This is a genomic window from Grimontia kaedaensis (assembly GCF_023746615.1).
Classification (GTDB): Bacteria; Pseudomonadota; Gammaproteobacteria; order Enterobacterales; family Vibrionaceae; genus Enterovibrio; species Enterovibrio kaedaensis.
In genome coordinates, this window is the sequence record NZ_CP082275.1 from 1493157 (window position 1) to 1513859 (window position 20703).

Here is a 20703-nt window from a genome sequence, read left to right on the forward strand (position 1 = left end):
CTTACTTCAATATCATATATCCTATTTTACAATAACCTTTACCCGAACTTGATTCTCTTGTTGCATAAAGCTCGACGGTTCTGTCTGCCACTTTAGCACTTAGTAATACACTTAAGTAAGACTGATAATTAGCGTCACTTTCGTTAATGTATGCCCAGTCATTATTATTTCCACATAACTTTGGCCGGCCCTGCAAAACCACTCTGAGGTCATAGTTGCCGCCTCCCGTTACGTGCATGTCAAGAATTTTCCCACTCTTGACGGCATCCCAAGCGAAAAGCGGAGGTGAGATGATAGCAAACATAAACGTAATAAAAATTCGTTTTAACATAACAGTGCTCCTAGAGTTTCTGAGAGAATCTTAATTGGTTTAGAGTGGGAAAACTTGAAGATGAGTTTAGGGTCGGTAATCTCGTGGTTACTTACATTCTGAGCTATCTTCTTAACTCCACAGAATACATTTCACAAACTACATTTTTTGAGCCTTTCCAGCGATTATTATCATAAGCATAGATTCGTACAGGTGTTGCAGCATGGTACGCAGAAAGTAAAGTAGATACTATTGTTTGATAACCTTCGCTTTCCTTATTAATGAAGTATCCATGGACACAAACTGTGTCGTTCTGTCGAAGCGATACATATGTATCTCCTTTGCCAAACTTCGAATAGGTGATGAGCCGGTCAATTTGACTTTTCGGTGAGACTGCTTTCGCATAAGACAATGTACTGTGTAACAGTAAAAATATAATCAAAAAACTTCTAATCATTGTAATTCCTGATTTGAGACTTGTTTATTTGGTTATCGCTTTAGCTGAAGCGTTTTGATATCTTCACCGTCGCCCCATCTTGAGCACTTTCCTGAACCATGAATTATTACTTCTTTGTCTGACATTTAGGCTGAGAGGAGCATCGAAAATTGAGACTGACCGTATACAGACTTTTCATCACGAATCATCCAATAACTATGATTTCTCGCACAATGGGGTTTCTGGCTTCTGTTTCCTGATATATGAAACCAGTGTAAGCCGTCAGAGCGAACAAGGATATCAGTCACTTTGCCTGTTTGAGTACTTGCAAAACTCGGGAAACATGCACTCAGCGAAAGTAGTGTTGTGATAATGACTTTTTTCATGTGTAGATACTCATTAATCTAAATATTTCGTAGCCAATGTTACTTGGCAATGATCCTATGAATTTTGTGTGCTGCGGAAATGCCACCCATTTTTGTCTCAGCGCGGTCATAGCAGTGAATATCAGCTCTTTTTCCTGAGGAGTACAATGTGAGGATCAAAGAATGAATCATTATCTCTTCAGCTGGGACATAACACCAAACATTATCCTCCCTCTGGAAATATAAAGGATTAGAACCAGAACCTTCCCATATTGTGATTACCTTTATTCTTGTATTTGGATGGTGAGTCCATGAGTACGCACTACTCGAAAAAAAGACTGCAAGAATAAAAAATGCTGCTGCTTTTATCATTGCTAGAGTCCCTATGTGTCTTACCAAGGCATAGAGCCCATTTTAATACCTAAAATATCCTGAGCGTTACCCCAATGGTTACAGGTGTTAGTGACAAAAATGTCCACATTATTTTGTTGGGACGTATATGCTGTCATAACGAGAGAAACTATTTCTTTGTAATGGGGAACCGAACTACTAATTGCTAATCTTCCAGTGATGGCACAACCAGGCAAGCCAGCCTTAGAACCACTGAAATTTATCATTAATATACTTCGATCGCCACTGAAGTATATGCCAGCTCCAGTAATGGTTCGGTTTCGATAATATGTGTTGTTTGCAAAAACACTGGTGCAGAACAAACTAAGAATTAGAAAAATAAATATCCGTTTCATAATGAATTCTTCGAGATAAAAACCGCCAGCACAACTTCAGCTGTCGGTTGACAAATAATAATTGATAATTAGAGCCATCAGCCTGAAAGCTGATGGCTTGGTAATTAGCTCAAAGGTGGAAAAATACTTACATCAAACTCAGGCGGCGAAGCTTTGAGTTCCTCCAGGCTTGGCCCTTCTCCTTTGATAAGCCACTGCGGAAGAAAGGGTGAGTCAAAGCTAACGGTTTCACCGAGTGTTTGGTAGATGACACGCATGAACGCCAAAATGTTTATGTGCATCATGGCGTAGTCATTATTTAAGCAGTCAGAGTTAGGGCCTATATCGGGCTGCCCACCCGTAATTTTAGCTCGGTCTCTTGGAACAATTTCGCTGAAATATTCGTAGTTTGCTTGCATAGCAGCTTTAACAACGGTGTCTAAGTCGTCATTTGCTGCCCCCCAACCGTACGCCACTATCTGAAAAAGAGGGATAGTTCTAAACCACGCATAGGTCTCAACAAAAAGAGAATCTACCGCCTCGATGGCTCCCGGTTTGGCTAGGGCACGGCAGCGGTGAAACGCGTCTGTTCTCACATCGATATCGGGCTCATCTCCCAAAAATGCCTTGAAAAGGTCAGCAAACACTAATGATGTCTTGGTCGAATTAATTGCCCCGGTTTTCTCAAAGCTTTCAGTGGGTACCTTTAGTAAATCTTGGCATGCCTGCTTGTCGCCCGTCAGAATAGCAAGACTCAATGCGTTCAACCATGTCTCTTCATTTGAGTATTTTTCTGTCTTTTCGCCTACGCCCGCATAGTATTTGCCGTACAACTCAAAAGCGATTTCTTCCCCGGGTTTTTGCTGCATCAAGAAATGAGCACGATAGGCGTTAACGGCCTGTTGCAACAGCCACTTAATATGTGACGGCGGCGCATTGAAAACATTGTATTGAGCAGCCAGACCGACCATATCTTCTGCCTTTTGTTTTAAAATATGGCAATAACGATGGCTCTGAATACAGTCAAACCATTCTATGGCTTCCAGAAGATCCTCAATTAACAGAGCGGGGCGTGACTCATACGCCCCGTTTGCTTTCAACTTTTCAGGGAAATAGTGGACACTGAAGTCGTATTTTGGGGTTTTACTTAATGTCATACGTTTTTATTACCGCTTCTCCAAGGGCACCGTTGTTTGGCGATATTGTCTGCACAACCATCTTATAGCTAATATTTCCTGAATCTTTTGCTCTCATGATTGCTTTGTAGGTATCTCTATAAGGGTCATCGGGCGATAGTTTACCCACAACCTCCTTCATATTTGCCATCATACTATCAAAATACTTCTGCGTGCCCTGCAAATGCTTGTCATTACCTATCCTGTGACCGCTTAGCGATGGGCTTGAACTGACACTGCCTTTCGCTTCCAAGATTGTCACTTTTCCGTTGCCATCCACATAGACCTGATCGAAAACGAAATTGCTTTGGTTGCTATTGGCCGGTTTGTTTGCAAGCTCAGTACCGAGGTTGGCTTCTTGAGCATATTTACGTGAGCGAAGCTCGCCAAGTGCCTCCGAGTAATTATTGATGTCTTTATTCAAGTGTGTTTCACCAGCATCACGGCGCTTAATGAGTTCATATCTCGCTTTTTCAGCTTCAGCAACACTGATGGTGCTATCTTCTCCGCCGCGTATCCCTTTAATCTTGATGCGATCAGTAGGTTTCAATGCATCTGTTTTTTCTACAATTGTTGGACTAGCGCGGTTGATCGTGACGTCGAAATCTTTGTTTATCCAGCCACGGTCAGGGTCATAGTACTGGGTTTTGCTTCTCTCTAAGAAGCTCTCTGGAGTGATTTTGGCTGAAGGTGCCACATCAAGGTGTTTTAAATACTCACCATAGTCAGCTTCACTCATTCCACTCGGTTTAGGGTGGAAAGCGCTAGAAGAAGAGCTTCCAATTGAGAGCTTGCTACTGCCAGTACCATCAGGCTGTGCGGAAATGCTGAGATGGTTTAATTCTGCGAGTACATATTTGCTGCCAGGTAAATCAATTTGGGCAAGCTTGATTTTTATTTCTTCAACAAGCTCAATCAATTTATCTGCTGGAATTGCTTTGGTGACACGTCCAATTCCCAGTTCAACAGCAAGGGCAACAATTGCTGCCTTGATCTTCTCGTTTATCTGCGCCTCAGTCAGACCATTTGGGTTGTTCAGGAAGTCATTGATTTCTTTTACTGTTTTAATGGCTTCATTGACAGCCATCGCGGTCATTACGGCTTTCGCAGCAGCCCACAAGATTGGGAGTATGAACCATGCGTTGTGTTGAGCTGCATTACCACCTGTAGTGATTGCGGTGTTGATATCGCCACCCAAAGCATAAACACTAAGACCCGCTACCAACTTAGATATGTTGACGCCTTGTCTTCGAAGTTCGAGCATCTCTAGCTGATAGCGCTCGAAGAGTTCGTTTTTAGAGAGTGTCGGGTTCTTATCTTTTAGATCATTGATAACACCTTCTGCGAACTCTTCAGACTCTCTTTCAATGAGCCCCATTTTTTCCTTGTAAGTCTCAGCGACATACTCACCAATAACACCGCCGCCTGCACCTGAGTAACAGCCGTCTTTGACCGAATCAGAGTTGCCTTCAAGTGAGGCGAGAGCTGCTCCCATGCCACATCCTAAGCCTGCATGGGCGATATATTTTGTCACTAACCCAATATCAGGCTCAGTGATCTGTCCGTTATTATCTTTGCCGGGACGAGATGCTTCACCAATTTCATTGGCGAGTTTTTCTCCAAGCATGTAAACGGCAGAGGTCGCAACGCTCTGTACAAGGGCGTCACCAAATTCATCAAAACTATGTCCATTTGCGATTGAATTGAGGCTTGTTGTTGCTGTTGCTTGAGTGAGTCGCTGAATTACTTGGAATTCAAGACTTTTGGGAGCAAAGCCGTACAGCTGTTCCAGTTTGCTAGGTATGGCATTTCCGGCTGCATCTGTCGATGCGGCGAAGAATTCAGCATTGATATGGCTCATCACCCCTGCTGTCACCATTGATGTTGCAATGCTTCTAAGCGAATCGGAACTGGTTACATCCTTAAGTGTTTTTCCTAAATCTCCACCATTCGCAAGAAGTCCGACAACAAGTTGGGTTTGTATTGCATTCAAACCAGCGGCCATTGCTGCCTTCATTGGCCCAAGTGCCGCTAAAGATGTACCACCAGTCATCATTGCCATCGCAACCATTATCACTGCCATGGCCGGGCCAGTAAGGCCGCTTTGGTCATAGTCCCACGTTTCATGGATGAGCTGGAGCTCTTCCCATTGAGCCTGAACCGCCGGGTTATTTCTTATATCGCCCATCCATGCTAGCTCTGGCATAGCAGATAGCCGATCAATGGTTTGGTTTAGCGTTTCACCTTTCTCTCCGGCGTATTGGATATTGATACCATTGGTGGCATCAAGCATTAGACCGCCGTTTTGAATAAACTCTGTGTAGTATGCAATTTCACGATTGTATCCGTGGCCCTGGTGTCTGAAGGCCAAAGCACCCTCAGAAGAGTGTTTATAGCTATATTGTTCAATGAGTGTTGCTAGGGTGAAGTCAATTGAGCCATTTTCTGCAATGAGGTTAGACAGGCCTTTATTATCGACTGTGACAGCTTCTAGTAAGATATTGCCTTGCGTGGTTTTCAATACCATGCTTTGGCCGGCTTTGAGCAGAGTCCTGACTATCTCTGCCTCGGTCTTACTCTCTTCGTAAGTTTCGGTTGTACCGAAAACACCACCGCTGCTGGCTTCGAATTTCTTCTCAAACGATTTTAAATCCGCCGCACTTTTTAGGGTGATGCCGTAGCCCGATAAGATTTCAAGAAGTCCCTGACTTTCTAGGATCGCACCTTCAATATGAACGGCACCGCCAGCAATCAGAGATAGCGTGTCTACAGCAGAAAGGTTGGTTTGAAGGTTAACGAGCGAAGATTCGCTGTCCGACCACATATCACCAGATTCAGCGCGCTCATTTTTGGCAGTTTGCGGAACGAGGATTATGTTTCCGCCTGCATTAATTTTTAAATCACCCTGAGCAGAGAAGTTACCGCCATGGCTGGTAACATCGCCTGATGTAAATATATTGAGGTCGCCAAGCGAAGAGATAGTGCCGATTTGCTGGAAGGCTTCAGCATATCCATGGGCATAGTCTGTCCGAGTGACAAGTGTGCTATTTTCAAGGTGTTTTGCGATAAGGGTGACATCATCGCCCGTTATTGTTCCTGATAAATTCTGTAGCTCTCTTCCAACTCGAATGGTTATCTCTTTACCTTCCAGATAACCCTGAGTGTTGATAAAGTCATTCTCGACATCCAAAAGGGATTTGTGCTTAAAGATGACGTTAGCGCCATTAATTGAAAATGTATTGGTATTAATCTCCGCCGACCCAGCAATAAATGAGGAATCGGTGATTCTTTGCTCATTTACGGTGCTTTGAGCAAGGTACACAAATGGAACAAGATATTGAATGTCATTTATGGTTCTCAGCTCCGGCCAGATAATATCGACATTGATGGCTGCAATTTGCGTTTCGCTCAGAGGTTGCCCGAGCTTAAATCCATACTGCTTAGCAACTGACACAGCATTCTCATAGAGTGCTTTGTTTTGGTCGTTCTCACTGGAATAACCATCTCGGCTTATCCAAGACTTGTTGATTATCTGAGTGATTTGATCCCGAATAATCCCTCGCTCGACATAGGGCGACCCGAAACGGGGTTTCATTTCGTCAATAGTGGGAGCTGTCTTAGAGCTCGGGTTGTATCCTGGAATCAGGTCCGGTCTTTGTTCTTTGAGTTGATGGAAAAAATGCTGAAAACCATCAAGGATCCCAAGCTCTTCGCTTTCCAATCTACCCGCATACAAATAGTTATGACTTCCGTGTGTAAGTTCGTAGTACCTGCCCGAGTTTTGGATCGCATCATTCAACTCTTCCATTGCGATGGAGAACTTAACAGCAGCAAACACAGGCAAGGAGATTTGAGACAGTAAAACGCCAGTAACGATAGACGACGTGACTTTTTGCCATAGAGGGGCTTTAATTTTCGTTCTATTCATTATTTAGCACCTAAGTAAGCTTGTAGTTGAGCTGCATAGTTCGGGTTAGGAACAAAGAATGTGATACCGCTATTAATGATTGGGATAAACCTGCTTGGCTTTGTCGGTTTTGGAGGCGCAGGGGGCGTATACGTTCCTCCTGGACCGAAAGTAATTTCGTCATAATCATTTACGTTGGAACCAAAACCTGAGTGCGCATGGCCTTCCACGAGAAAGACAAATGGATATTTGGCTGTTGATTCGTCCTGGGTAAGCTCAGGGATCGAGGTGGTGGTCCACCAATGAGTGGATTTCTTTATACACTTACCGAATATTTTTCGAGTACAATATCTACGAGAATGCTCGGTTCTGGTTGTTGATTCCCAAACTGTTCTCAAGTTAAGACCACGCTGATAAACATTTTTTATATCACTTATCAAATCAGTTTTTATTTCTACCGCACTATGGTTGTTATGGAAGTCCTGGCTTTTTAAAAGAGCCTTATCACCAATAAGAATCTTCGATGCAGGGGATAGTGCCTTTATGTACTGAACGTATATATCGTTCGATGTGGTTTGGTTGCCACTCTGAGTCGTATGATTGACCTTTATCGTATCGGCCCAAATTGAGTACCTTTCGTTGGTGATTAAAGGCGCCTGAATAATGGTATTTCCCGTCCAAGACTCGGCTATGGAAGAAATATTCCAGAAATGATGCTTGAGTCGAATGTCGAGAATCAACTCAGCCGAGGTTATCACCTGTGTACTCTCGTACGTATCTAGTCTTAGTCTTGCAGAACATTTAGGCGGAATACTGGCAGTACATATAGGGCTGCCAATAACTTCATAGGGATTTACGTTAACAAAATCCCTAGCTTCAACCTTGACGTTCTGGCCTAGAATATAGGCTGAGAGTGTAGATACTGGAACTTTGTTCATATTAGATGGTGCAGGAGGTACAGCTAGTTTTGCACCATCTTTTATCGTATTTATATATGATGAACGAGCAGCGATATGGTTAGTGGTTTTTGGTGTCAGGCGATAAGGGTAGAGAGAGCCATTCGTGATAACGTTATCGGACTTCAAATGAATAAATTCACCGACCAATACACCACCAAACTGATTTTTTATAAATGCAGAGCCGTCAATTAAGAGCTCTTTTGAAGTTTCTATATCTCCCTCGTTGATCACGCTGCCTGCTTTTAAGTGCGCATTTTCAGCTGAAACTGCTCCGGTTACCTCAATCTTTTGGAGAGCAACCAACTCTACCTCAGCACCCCAAATATTCTCGGTTTGATACTCCACCACACCTCCAGGAGGCGTCACGAAGACATTGTTCGTGGAATCAATCGTCACTTTGTTAGTGGCGAGTATCTTGTCTACTACGGTAATGTCGCCGTTTGACTTAACAAAGACGGACTCCAAAGGGATTACAGATTGATTTTTGTATCTGCCTATGTAATTCCAAACGCCTTTGGCTTGAACTAAACCGTCTAGGAATATGTTGCCATTCTCGTGTGTAGACTCTAGGTGTAGATTACCCACTTTTACATCAGCGTTGTTGGTTAGAGTCAGTGCGTTACCAGAAAGTGTGCTGAATTCTGCATCAGATTGACGGTCTGCATAGCGAAAGTTGAGTTTGCCGACAATGACTTGAACATCACCATTTGCAACATCTAAGGGGCCAGATGGATCGATTTGTTTGCTTTCTTGACCTCCAACTTTAGTGATCCTTCCTTTGAGGTTTGTCACCAAGGGACCATCTATTTCTGCGTTGCCTGCGACGAAATCAACGATAGCACTTTGCTTGGCCTCGAAACCGTCGCCGGTAATTCTGATTTTTCCGCTTTCTAGCGTCTTGATAGTTTTGAGTTGGCCGTTATCTAAACTTGTCGTGCCGGTCGCCAACGTTACACGCTCGGTATTTTCAACCTTGCAGCCATTACAGTCGATACCATTTGGCGATAACAATATGACATCACCTGCCCGTCCATCTATTTTGAGTTTTTTGAACGAGGCAGCACTTGTGCTTTCGACTGACAAAATGATTTTTTGTGCGGGCTGGTCCCTAAGCTTTGTGTTGCCCCAGAGGGAGTTAACAAGAACGATATCTTTACCGTTGGCTTTCAATTCGGAAAGTCGGTTAAAAGAGATGCCATGTTCATTGGGACGCGCAATTTTTATAAGGTAACTACTGGCATTTTCGACTACGGAAGCACCTGTAGGTAGTTCACTATCCGATGCAATACCATTTACTGCAGAAAAAGCTGTACTGCTTGTCGTGGATATCGCTATTGCTAATGAGAGCTTCAAAACTCCATCTTTCAGAGATCTAGCCAATATTTTTGACATCATGTAATCCGTGTCCCAAGAATGACTTTAATATATTTGTTTTAAAAAACAATAAATTGCATGCTATTTGTTTGTCGCTTAAGATTTGTATTTTTCTAGGCGCTTATTACTCGCGATTTGTATGAAAATACAACGCTATCTCTATATTTCTTATGCTATTTTTTTCATTACTAACCTCTTTGAAATGAAAACAAAGAGTGTTGGTATGAGTTTGAATCACTCATTAATGCCCAAGTAACTTTACTGTGGGAATATAACTAATTTTGATTTGTCAGCTCAGAAGTCTAGGCATGAAGTGTGACTGACCCGTTAAAAAAAGACATTCATTGGGCGATGAGAGATTGTCGTAATGAATGTGTATTGTTCTTGTTGCCTTGATGTGGTTATAGGTTGGTGGATCTTCTGGGCTAGTGCTTTTCCGTTGGCGTAAGGTAGAGTCAACAGCGAAGTACAACCATAAAGCCAAAACAGTCTGGTGACGTCCTTTCCTACGGTAATACACTAAGGCTTACGTTCTGAAGAATATGTCTAAGTATGTGGATGAAATATCACATTAAAACTCAGCTAACTTACACTTAGGATGCATATTTGACTGGATAGCCATACTAAATGGATGACGGGTTACATGTTTGAACTGTATGGTTAATGCTTAATACATTTGAAGCAATGGATAAATCATAAAGATTATGCAGGATTTTATGTTTTTAAATACTTGCATCATTGTAATTGACTGATAAATATAAGCAGTACCTTAAGTAGTAAATTAAGGGTTATTAAATAATGAAAAAGTCAGTTGGTGATAACAAAGATGCTGAGACGGAGGTCGACCTGGAGGAACTATGTGATGAAATTGATGCGCTCATGGACTTGATGCTCGTCGATGGAGAGCTTTCCGATGGGACAAAGGTTTGGATTCGGCGAACCCTAATCCGACTAGTCAACGCATTAGATGTACGACATGAATAACAATCAAAAGCACTTCTGACAGAGGTGCCTTTTTTTTGATGCTAGACATCGTTTTGTACTTGTACAACCTGGGACAAAACGGGGGCAAAAAAGGGGCAAAACCGTCAGATAAAGCAAATTTTGGGGGCAAAAAGGGGACAAAATCTGCTGACAATAACTGCTAAACACTATCAGCTTTTATCCATCTAATTCAGAGGGATAAATGAGTTTTTTGGTGTTTTCATGGGTTTATCTGCACTCTCGACCGCATTCAGCCCAGTATTTTGGATAATCGAAAATCGGAGTTACAGAATTGCGCATTTTTTAACCTCTTTCTCGCGAGGCGTGAATTATAGCGGCTTGCGCAGGTGAGAGCCAGATCGAATAAACCCTAGTAACTAAGGGGGTTAGTAGTGAGCAAGTCGACACACATACCATGTCATTGTGCCGTAGCCTGGCAGGTTACTGATAGAAGAGTTACTGAACTTCTCTTAGAACATCTCTGTAGCTAAGCGCTTTTCAATCCCGTCCAATCTTATCCCAAAAAACTCTCTGAGATGGCGGCTGTCCATAAAGTCTCACGAGGTATGGCTGTTGCACGCCCTATAAGTCTGACGACTTTTGGGGTGCCGATGCCTGCATGAACTGTCATGACGTCATGGATGGACGGGTGAGCGACGACTTTGAGCCGGGAGAGCGAGAGGAATACATGTTAAGAGCCGTACATGCCACGCTCGCAAGGAGAGTGAGAGCCGGGCTTATCGAGATAAAGGGGCAGCAAGTATGAGTCGGGGATTGGAGCTTTTTATCCGCATGCACTGCGAGAAGACGCCTTCCATGCAGCGTGGAAGGTCATCACTCACGGCGGATGTCATCTTGGGCGTGCTAGGAAAATTGCAGCACGACTATCCAATGGGGAGCGATGCCATCATGTGGAAGTGGCTAAACGATATCCCGGCCTTTGAGCGGCTGCAAAAGCGATTGGAAGCGCAGATACCGCCGGATGTAAAAAGAAAGGATGTGTATCAGCACATCATCACGCTCGAGCTCATGGTGTTCGCGGATAAGCCGCTTTTGCCACAACAAGAGCAGCTCACCAAACTTTGGAAAAACCACAGCGAACAGGCGCGTCGAAGTAAGCGGCGAATTCGAACCTGGAGGGTGCAAATCAATTTCTACGAAAAGCAGTTGGGCGGTCAGTCTGAGTTCAAAACCAAGCAGCTATTGGCAGAGATAGAGAAGCGCAAAACGTTGATGGTGGAGGAGGAGGAGCGCTTAGAGGTGTTTGCTCGAAAGCAGGCCCAAAAGAGCTGTCAGTGCCCAAAGTGCGGGGGAACGGGCGTGACGAAGGTGGTTGAGACGTGCTCGGGGTGTGAGGGGAGAGGGAGTGTTGGTTTAAAGGCTGATGGAGTTAGTGAGCACCTAAAGAGGGTAGGGGTTGATGTGTCGGACGAGGCATGTGGGGCGGAACCCATTCAATGGTTTGAAGGGGTATTAGCTAGTGTTTTTGGCGAACATGATGAAGTACTGAGGAAATTGAAGGAGCGCCTCTGGGTAGAGGCGGCTTAAACTCGATTTTGGACAAAAGTTCGTTAGAGTTAGCGCTCGAAAGCGTCTGATTCGGATAACTTCAGGTAGGGAAAATCGAAGTAGACGGCTTTGTTGTTCGAGAGCATTGGCTGCTTAACGCAGCCAAAAGAAGACTATTGCTAATTGACCTGAGAAGCGCTCATATGTGTTATGCAGCGCCCCGAACAAACAATCTATCTTTAATTCAACAACCTAACGCGCTTACGCCAACAGAAGACCTTGCTCAAAACAATGCCCACAGCGGAGAAAACAACCAACCTCGCTCGGTGTTAACAAAGCAAATTACCGATTGAGATGTGGGTTTACTTTTCTAAGTTAAACTTAAACTCTCGAGTTATAGTTTTCGGCAGAAACGCGATTGTGTATAAACAAACTGGATTATCCCTGAACTGGATTAATCCTTGTTTAAAGGATCCTGCTTGATCATACAACCGAATTCGATAGAAAAGGATCCCAACATCTTTTCCTTCATGCTCTTCGTATATGTATTGCTTCCTCTCAGTCTCTAGGCGAGTAAAATCCTCGAAATCTTCTCTAGGAACGTGTTTAAAAATAATGTCCAAATCATTGTCAGTCATTTTGTTCGCTATGTCTTTGCAGTATATTGCTTTGAGAGATTCAGGCTTGTACTGAAAAAGTATATCGGTAACTTCTTGAAGCCTAATTTCATTGCTTGATAAAGACTGCCGCATATAAGAAAACACTTCAGTGTTTGCATACGCTAGATCTGTATTTAGAGCAACAATCAGTAGTAGAAACTTCTTCATGGTTATTCCCTGGATTCTAACTTTTGCATAAGCGGCGTGCGTTTATGCAAGCTTTGATCTAACGGCGCGATGTTTGATGTATTTGTTACGCTCATGCTGTATGTAAACCAAACATAGTAATAACAAACACCAATATATCTAGATGGCATAAAAACTGTTGCTAAACTCACAACATCTTCTTCGTTTTAGCGCATAACAACTTATTAGCAGGCATAAAGCCCGTTTAGTCCGCGTACACTTAAGTCACTTTACCATATAGCTTAGTAGAATCAGTGGATTAATTTATTGGCTTGTGGTCCAAAAATGAGAAATCTGGCGTCCCGAATTTAAAGCGTTCACATTTTTACTATATACATATCCCTGTATTTTTATACATAGGGAGTGCATTAGACAAATTTGGCCATTGTACGTCGATTCAAGTGCTGGATTGTTCGAAATGCTAACTCACTTTGGGGCATAAACGTTTCAGAAACGGCGTGTTCAATACCCAAATAAAGCGTCGACTGCGCGACACTTATTCTTGTTTGTTATGAGTTAATTTCCACCAATTTTTCTCTTTTCCCGATGAGCTCTGACTTATATTCTTGGTAACCAGCTTTAGCAAATACGCCTTCAGGAAATGGATTTTTTGCAAACTTGTTGTGAATGCAGACCGCAGAAACTTGAGTATGATATTTGCTACCGAGTATTAAGACAGCACACGAAATACTAGTATTTTTCTGAAAACTTAAGGCACGTGATTTACCATGACTATCAATACAGATTGTTCGATCATCAATACCTAACCATGAAATATATTCTCCATACATAGCTTGGTGAAGTTCAAATACTGGTGACTCAGAGCGCACAGCAAATTCTCGAACGTCTTCGATCGCTACAACGCAAAGATCTTTTGCATTCGAATAGCCTTTTAATTGATGATTTGCTTCAGAAAGAGCTTTTTGAAATCTCTTTCCATCTAGGTTAATCGACATTGATACTAAGTTACTCTCGTTAAAGCGATTTAATACTTCTTTCTCGTCCGGATTCTCACGTATCTCCTTCACTTCGACTAGGATTCGATTCCCAGTCAGCGTAGCCTCAAAGTCAGGTGTTTTACAGTGTGGTTCTGGTGACTCTGGTATCTTGCTTAACGATATACCCAAAAGCCCAAATAAAGATAGAGTGTTTTCTTCAGAAATGTTCATAGTTACCATTAACTCATAACAATTTTTTAGGCTCCAAAGAGGGGTAATTAAACACCCCCTCTTTGGGATTTTTTTGTGCATCCGCCGCACACTTGGACTTAGCATAAACGCATTTTTTGAATAGAGTATCATCATATGCCACGAAATCATGAACTAGAAAATACTACAAAGTGGGGTATTTTCTCCACACCTCACGAATGGATTATAAAATCTATGGAAAACTCTCGATGTGGGAATGAGTGGGTTGGCTTTTTCCCAACGCAGAATGGGGCATTTTTGAGTTAGCCATCATGGCCAACTCAAAAGTGGACAGAAGTGAGTTGGCTACTTTACTCACAGGGATACACTTCGGATAACTTCATTTTGGTCAAGTGATCATGTCGTATCGAGAAGATGGGCTTGTTCAACACCCAAATAAAGTGTCGGCTACGCGACACTTATTCTTATTTGTTAAATTTCAGATTTCGACCAAAGCTGCTTTAGATTCTCTACAACACCCTGCTCGTCAGCGATATACGCAATAGTTAAATTAGACAGGTAAGACAAATAGCAAACTTCAGACATAATTGCAGTTGTATCTGATGATGACAGCTTCATTGTCATGACCTTCCCATCAAACCTATTGGCAGTTTGGTAACTTAGCCCATGCGTGAAACTACTCAAAACTCCATAGTTTTTACCCAAGTACCTTTTCCCAAAAAATGAGTCGTTTTCGAGCGTGTTATCTAGACTTTTTACCATTGACTCTAAGCTTGGCCATGAACCGTCTTTTACTGCATGTCGCTCAGCTGACTCTAGCGTTTCTACACAATGAAAAACCCACAAACCTCTGATCACAGATTCAATACAAGGGCGCACTAAAGCTAAAGCAGAAGCATATAGTTTTAGGTTAATTAAATGTGCAATAGACCTAGCATGATCATTTGCTAAATCGAGCAGAGAAATAGCTAAAGCACCTTGCGAGTCTGTTTCAACTCCGGAAATCGCACCCAACCTAGAAGCTGAATTAATGAAATCAACTTGATTCTGTTCCATGACTACCTTTGAAATTTAGCCGCGTTAAGTGGTGAACAACGCCAACCACCAAGCCTAAACCACTGTACCTTAAACACTAAATTCAACTTAAATAAAGAGCGCAAAGCGTTGTGAGTCCGCCTTAAACGCCTTGTTGAACGAAGCCGCTATTTATTTAACGACCACCTTTTGCTTCAAGCTATCCTGAAATGACTTCGCAACGAGTGCTGATACAGGGAAGATTTCCTCACCTTTCTTACCAACAATTTTGAGGCGTAAGTCAGACTCAGTTAATTCTTGCAATTTTTCGGCTGTCAGTTTGATAGCGAAATATTCATATATATTTCCCGCATTAGCTGTATCTCTATCAATGAGCGTTACTGGGTACTTGACCCCCTTTTCATTGTAAACAGAGTCAACAAAATACCAATCCGGTGATTTCAACACGAAGTACAACTGAATAAATTGCGGTGAATTGGCATTTTCGGACTTGTAAAATGCACGATATTTATACGCTATGCCGTTAGTACCACTTTCAAACCAACTCATATAGTAATCCGAAGTTAACCAGCCCTCTTTCTCAAACTGATCGAAATCGTAGGTAACATTGACAGCTTCGACACTTTCAGGTGTATTCGATACATCTATACGATCATAGTAAGCATGTTTAAGTGACTGGCAACCAGCTAGCATAACCACTAAAGCTGATACTATTATTTTGTTCATTGTTTCTCCGATTTACTACATAGTGCCTAACGAATGACATGGATTCCCCCTCATGAGGATTTGCCACACTTAGGTGTCGCGTTAAATACCGGAGGTAACCATGTCTTCTCTATTCTTTTGTGGCGTTGACCTCGCCAAACACCACTTCTCATTGCACGCAGTTGATGACCGGGGAAAGGTCATCCTTCATAAATCCGTGTCACGCGCTAAATTACTGACTACATTAGCAAATATGCCAGCTATGCGTATAGGCATTGAAGCGTGTAGTGGTGCGCATTATTGGGCCAGAGCGTTCACCCAATTAGGCCATGATACCCGCATCATGGCGGCTAAGTATGTCAGCCCCTACCGCACAAAAGGCAAGAACGACCTTAATGATGCCATTGCTATCTGTGAAGCTGTTCAACGACCCAATACGCGCTTTGTTCCTGTTAAATCACCTGAGCGCCAAGCCATTCTTGCTATTCACCGAATGCGTGAGCATTGGGTGCAGGAGCGGACTGCCCTCATTAATCGTATCCGTGCTTTGCTCGCCGAATTTGGCATCGTCGTTCCAACCGGACGTGCCGCTGTCCATCGCGAGGTTCCTCTTATTCTCGAAGCCGCTGAAAACGGCTTACCTGATATCGCCCGTGCTGTCCTGGCAGATTGCTTCGAGCACTTACAGACACTGAATCAACGTGTCGAAGACACCGACCAGTGCTTTGAGATGGTAGCCAAAGCCAGCCCTACTGCGCAGCGTATGCTCAACGTCCGAGGCGTCGGACCTCAAACCGCCACAGCCATTATTGCTGCCATCGGTAACGGTGAGCAGTTCGACTCCGGCAGAGACTTCGCCGCCTGGCTAGGACTAGTCCCGAAACAGTATTCAACCGGCGGTAAACCTCGCCTTGGGCGCATCAGTAAACGGGGCGACAAGTATCTACGAACCTTGTTAGTTCACGGCGCGAGAGCCGTCATAACCAACCTCGGGGAAAAACAGGACAGGCTCAGTGTCTGGGGGAGAAACGTCCTCGAACGACGAGGGATGAACCGAGCCATTGTCGCACTGGCAGCTAAGAACGCCCGCATTATCTGGGCGTTGTTACACAACCAAACCGAATATCAAAACTACGCCGCCTGAGTATGAGGCGGCGCTGGGAAACACACCAACCGGGTCATTGCAGACGCAGCTGATGAGGATAGGTTAAGACCATTTGCAGAGAGCCTGTTAATGCGGCGGGCACGTTGATGCCTTCTAACGAATTAGGCACTGCAACCGCGTAATGTCATCAGGGCCATGACGTGAGTCAGTGAAAGGCCGAATGTAGAGCGGCAGTCCAAAACCCATCTTCAAAAGTCTAGCGGATGTTTGACGAACGGGGGAATCCATGTAGCCGCGTTAAGTAGTGAGCAACGCAACCATGAAGCCTAACCGTGCCACCGTAAACACAAAACCCAATGATGGAATGAAAAATGCCATGCGTTGGGAATCTGTCTTAAACGCTTTGTTATGCTGCTTTCCGAGTTTTTAACTTTTCTCTCAGAGACATGATTCTAGCAACGTCTTCCTGACACACTTCTTTAATATGTTGTAGCTCCATACTAACGTAGGCTTTGTCTATTTCTCGCTTATCTTTAACTAGCTGGCGTAAAAAAGTTTCATATGAGTTTTGTCGATACAACTGTTGGTCATAAACATTATTTACATAAAGCTGAAATCGTGATTCATAATCATTCTCCAGGCTACTATCTAAGACTTTACCTTCTTTCACGGCATGATAATAAATTCGAGCACTTGCAATCGAGTTTTTGATGACATCACACTCCACTGTAGATGCAACACCATCAAGTTGTAATGGTAGCTCTCGGTAGGCTTGCTGAAGAAATTTTCTGGACTGTTCAACACTAGCTTCATTAATATCTTTCTTATAGCCCATGATATTTTCCATATGCTCTAGGCAGGTATCGATATAGTCAACAACTCGTTGAGTTTTTTCTTTCTGCTTTGCCGTCCGTATTCCTACTATTTGTAGGGCTATATTTACTAATCTTAACATTTAACCTTTATCCGAAACTTTTGATTGCAGCATAACAGCTTATTAGCGGGCAACTTGCCCGTTTAGTACAAACCCGGGACGCCCGATTAGTCCGCTTACACTTGTGCCAGCTTACCATATAGCCGCGTAAAATTAGTGAGTTGAGTTTTATGGTTGCAACTTGAATGGGAGAAAACGGGCGTCCCGTACTAAAAACCAGCTCATTTTTACTATATCCATCTCACTGTGTATTTATACAGATGAAATGCATGAGAAAAAATTAAACCTTGTGGGATGATTTGAGCAGTCGGATGGTCGAAGCGCTAACTCACTTTGGGGCATAAACGTGTCAGAATAGATTGGCCTGACACGACGATTGAGGTCGATAGACTTGTCCAACACCCAAATAAAATATTAGCTACGCGATACTTATTCCTATTTATTATTCACCCATCACCTGATTAAACCAAAGAGTGCCATTCTTATCATTTTCGCAGAACTCTTTGAAAACGAGATCAATCGGAAAAATAATGTGTCCATTAACCATATTTGGCTTATCACATTTACAAAAATACATCGTGTAGTTGCCTTGTCCATTATATGCATCTAACTTTGATAACTTCCAAGCTGAATGAGATAAGTCATGGTAAGTTACCTGAGCTGATATTATTCTGTTATTTTCAGAAACTCCCAATATATCTATATCTTTTAGAGTTCTACCAACTGGCGCTAATGTATGTATTAGCTTAGGTAAGTTGTATTTTTCTGCGGCTCCAGACCGAAGAAACTCCATACACATTACTTCCTGTAGATCTGGAGTTAAACTCCCTACAGTTTTCTCTACATAACCTTCAAGTTTTGAACGAACTCTTGAGCCGACTTTACGCCAATGACAGATCGTTCCCTGCCGAGGTTGAACTGACTTAAATGAGATACTTTCTGCAGCTGACAGTTCTTTGCTTCTGTCCAACTGGATAACCTTAATGACTGCTTCTCGCCCAGAATAAGCTCCCTTTCTCCCCCATAGTCCTTTGAGTATCTTAACTTTAGAACCAGGCTTAACAAACCCAAGTTTAGCCCCTTCAAATCCACGATATACAGAAAATACATAGCCGCCATTTGAAGCAATCTCATGCAACTTTTTCAAGCTAGATTTACCTCGCCCATCATAATCATTTGGGTCAAGACTAGTAGAGTCACCGTCTTCAAAGTTGCCATTTTTGTCCGTGGGATAATGAATCGCGATGTAATTTCCCGTTCGTAATAACTTTATTGTGGCGTCATCAAGATCTAACGCAGAGCTATGTCGAATAAAATATGTTTTCATTTAAAATAACCGAATTTTCCTGGGGCATATTTCGTCAACTGAACCGTATATGTGATAAAAATTTATAACGCTACCGCACTTTACTTCTCGCAACACGCCATCACTGTCTAAAACTTTTGATGGGAATGTACCACAAAGTACATAAACCCAGATTTGATTTCGATCGCATGAGGAACTGAATGACTATTGATTAATCATATGATAATTAAAGTATTTTTGTGGTGAATGGTTTGAATTGTAGGTGTCTGTTGGGGTTATGTCTGAGGAAGGGGAAGGTTGCTACCAAAGGGGCTGGTGCAATTCAGGCGGCGTGGTTGTGGCGAAGCTGACAAAGCATTTGGGGGATAGCTTGTATCTTGCCTATGAATGGATATTGGAGTAAGTATGTCTGACGCTTTTGGGAGGCGTCTTTCTGCTTTGGGCGAGTAAAGTTAGCGGGACACCAAAAGACGACAATGGAGAAAAAATGGTAGCTGATAAAGAAGTAAGGCTCTGCGTTCCTATTGGTCATGTAATTGTTAACAAACGCATAGTCAGAAACAAAGAAAAGGTAGGATATTTTTATAGAGAAACCCCAGACAACGACAAGGATAGCGGCTGGCGCTTTTTCACTGGCACAGAAACTCAAGAGTATGCTGATAATGCCGACAATTTCATGCTTTATAAAGCATCAAAATTGGTCGAGATTCATCCTGAGATAGAAGAGTATTTGTTGGAAAACTCACCGGTAGAGTTTGAATGGGATGGTTCAAAGTACGTGAAAATTTAGTGGAATAATTAGCGGGACATATCTGGACGCTCATTACCTAAAAGCCTTCTCGGCGCATCCTGTGGATGCTATGGGTTCTCGACCGGAGAAGGACTCATATGTGTTATATCAGCTTAGGTTCAAAAACTGATTGGTACTTAAGGTGATATGAATTTCTCATAGCACTCCCGACACAGCCACGTATTACCACCGCACCAAAAGCCAACTCCTGACTCTTCGTTATTAGAAGCAGAAATGCTGCCCTCTCACTATCTTTTGTGAGCACTTCAAAATCGCGTTTCTCCAATTCTACTGTAGCGGCGTAATCCATATGCCCGCTAGAAACGTAGAGTTTTAAGTTATATTTACCAGAGTCATCAATAGCAACCATGTAAAGTTCATCGAATTTAAGTTCTCTCATGAATCCTTCTCTGATATTTAGTCAGCGACATGGAAGACAACAACGTACTAGTGGGGGTAAAGCCCGTTTAGTCCAAAACTGAAAGGCCCGGTTACTACGCTCACGATTGTATTGTCGAGTTTGTCTGAGAGTTAATATGTTCAGCGATTAGATTTAACAGCGCAAACTTTCAATATCATTTTGGGTAGACTGCACGCACTTTCCTTTTAAGAGACAGCCATGACAACCACGACACCTAAGAGCCGCACCGACTGGCTCATTTTTTTCCGCCGTGCAAAGAACGTAGATACATTGGATTTGATGCTAGATGGAGCATTGAAGAAATTGAAAACACCGTCAGAGCAGGCTGATGCAATTCTTGGCCATGAGGCGAGGTTGGATGAGCTTGAGGGGCCGGGTAGGTAGGTTGAGAGCCCATTCACTAAACATCTCTAACAAAGGAATGTGTGAAGGGCTCTCAGCTTTCTGAGTTTGGACACTTGAGACGTAGACTGGAACAGCGACAGCGGTGAGTAAAGCCATCACGGAAATGGTGACAATCATCTCGATGAGGGTGAGACTTCGATAACGCTTCATGATGGTTCCTGATGATGAGCGTTAGAGAAGGGTAGAGAAAGTCTTTAAAGGATTTAAGTGTCAGCGAAGAGTTTGTCGATGTACTTCAATCAGCACTGCAATTGTTGATTTTGTT

General features: G+C 42.9%; 17 protein-coding genes. 4 read left to right on the plus strand and 13 right to left on the minus strand.

Annotated features, from left to right (window positions below; genetic code table 11):
* Position 1: 1 nt before the first annotated feature.
* From K6Q96_RS07005 to K6Q96_RS07025, 5 genes are all read right to left on the minus strand, one after another.
* The gene (locus tag K6Q96_RS07005; protein WP_251878994.1) at positions 2 to 331 is read right to left on the minus strand and encodes a hypothetical protein; all 330 of its coding nucleotides are present in this window, start codon (positions 329 to 331) and stop codon (positions 2 to 4) included.
* Between the two features lie 840 nt (positions 332 to 1171).
* Positions 1172 to 1483 (minus strand): hypothetical protein, encoded by a 312-nt coding sequence (locus K6Q96_RS07010; RefSeq protein ID WP_251878996.1) that lies wholly within the window; start codon positions 1481 to 1483, stop codon positions 1172 to 1174.
* A 478-nt stretch (positions 1484 to 1961) separates the two neighbouring features.
* Positions 1962 to 2993, minus strand: coding sequence for an Imm49 family immunity protein (locus K6Q96_RS07015; RefSeq protein WP_251878998.1), 1032 nt, complete (start codon positions 2991 to 2993; stop codon positions 1962 to 1964).
* The gene (locus K6Q96_RS07020) at positions 2980 to 6939 is read right to left on the minus strand and encodes a DUF637 domain-containing protein (protein WP_251878999.1); all 3960 of its coding nucleotides are present in this window, start codon (positions 6937 to 6939) and stop codon (positions 2980 to 2982) included. Before K6Q96_RS07020 ends, K6Q96_RS07015 begins: the two co-directional genes overlap by 14 nt.
* Complete coding sequence (locus tag K6Q96_RS07025; protein ID WP_251879001.1) at positions 6939 to 9272, minus strand: two-partner secretion domain-containing protein; 2334 nt, start codon at positions 9270 to 9272, stop codon at positions 6939 to 6941. The genes K6Q96_RS07020 and K6Q96_RS07025 overlap by 1 nt, the downstream gene beginning before the upstream one ends.
* Positions 9273 to 10997: 1725 nt before the next feature.
* On the opposite strand from K6Q96_RS07025, the gene K6Q96_RS07035 reads away from it, so the two are divergent.
* Positions 10998 to 11783 carry a TIGR02642 family protein gene (locus K6Q96_RS07035; RefSeq protein ID WP_251879005.1) on the plus strand — a complete coding sequence of 262 codons (786 nt, stop codon included), beginning with the start codon at positions 10998 to 11000 and terminating at the stop codon, positions 11781 to 11783.
* Positions 11784 to 12106: 323 nt separating this feature from the next.
* Here K6Q96_RS07035 and K6Q96_RS07040 read toward each other — a convergent pair whose 3' ends face one another.
* From K6Q96_RS07040 to K6Q96_RS07055, 4 genes are all read right to left on the minus strand, one after another.
* Positions 12107 to 12571 carry a hypothetical protein gene (locus K6Q96_RS07040; RefSeq protein WP_251879007.1) on the minus strand — a complete coding sequence of 155 codons (465 nt, stop codon included), beginning with the start codon at positions 12569 to 12571 and terminating at the stop codon, positions 12107 to 12109.
* Between the two features lie 527 nt (positions 12572 to 13098).
* Positions 13099 to 13839, minus strand: coding sequence for a hypothetical protein (locus K6Q96_RS07045; RefSeq protein ID WP_251879009.1), 741 nt, complete (start codon positions 13837 to 13839; stop codon positions 13099 to 13101).
* 369 nt (positions 13840 to 14208) lie between these two features.
* Positions 14209 to 14793, minus strand: coding sequence for a DUF6988 family protein (locus K6Q96_RS07050; protein ID WP_251879011.1), 585 nt, complete (start codon positions 14791 to 14793; stop codon positions 14209 to 14211).
* Positions 14794 to 14943: 150 nt separating this feature from the next.
* Positions 14944 to 15498 (minus strand): hypothetical protein, encoded by a 555-nt coding sequence (locus tag K6Q96_RS07055; RefSeq protein ID WP_251879012.1) that lies wholly within the window; start codon positions 15496 to 15498, stop codon positions 14944 to 14946.
* Between the two features lie 100 nt (positions 15499 to 15598).
* Here K6Q96_RS07055 and K6Q96_RS07060 point away from each other — a divergent pair, with 100 nt between their 5' ends.
* Complete coding sequence (locus K6Q96_RS07060; protein WP_251875500.1) at positions 15599 to 16621, plus strand: IS110 family RNA-guided transposase; 1023 nt, start codon at positions 15599 to 15601, stop codon at positions 16619 to 16621.
* Positions 16622 to 16988: 367 nt separating this feature from the next.
* Here the strand turns inward: K6Q96_RS07060 and K6Q96_RS07065 are convergent, their stop codons facing one another.
* Entirely contained in the window at positions 16989 to 17537 is a 549-nt protein-coding gene (locus K6Q96_RS07065) for a hypothetical protein (RefSeq protein WP_251879014.1), read from the minus strand.
* 421 nt (positions 17538 to 17958) lie between these two features.
* Complete coding sequence (locus K6Q96_RS07070; protein ID WP_251879016.1) at positions 17959 to 18843, minus strand: hypothetical protein; 885 nt, start codon at positions 18841 to 18843, stop codon at positions 17959 to 17961.
* Positions 18844 to 19309: 466 nt separating this feature from the next.
* Between K6Q96_RS07070 and K6Q96_RS07075 the strand changes: the two genes are divergently transcribed.
* Positions 19310 to 19612 (plus strand): DUF2185 domain-containing protein, encoded by a 303-nt coding sequence (locus tag K6Q96_RS07075; protein WP_251879018.1) that lies wholly within the window; start codon positions 19310 to 19312, stop codon positions 19610 to 19612.
* 103 nt (positions 19613 to 19715) lie between these two features.
* Here K6Q96_RS07075 and K6Q96_RS07080 read toward each other — a convergent pair whose 3' ends face one another.
* Positions 19716 to 20012 carry a hypothetical protein gene (locus K6Q96_RS07080; protein ID WP_251879020.1) on the minus strand — a complete coding sequence of 99 codons (297 nt, stop codon included), beginning with the start codon at positions 20010 to 20012 and terminating at the stop codon, positions 19716 to 19718.
* 219 nt (positions 20013 to 20231) lie between these two features.
* On the opposite strand from K6Q96_RS07080, the gene K6Q96_RS07085 reads away from it, so the two are divergent.
* The gene (locus K6Q96_RS07085) at positions 20232 to 20417 is read left to right on the plus strand and encodes a hypothetical protein (RefSeq protein WP_251879022.1); all 186 of its coding nucleotides are present in this window, start codon (positions 20232 to 20234) and stop codon (positions 20415 to 20417) included.
* Here the strand turns inward: K6Q96_RS07085 and K6Q96_RS07090 are convergent.
* Positions 20349 to 20588, minus strand: coding sequence for a type II secretion system protein (locus tag K6Q96_RS07090; RefSeq protein WP_256481827.1), 240 nt, complete (start codon positions 20586 to 20588; stop codon positions 20349 to 20351). The genes K6Q96_RS07085 and K6Q96_RS07090 overlap by 69 nt on opposite strands.
* Between the last annotated feature and the right edge of the window lie 115 nt (positions 20589 to 20703).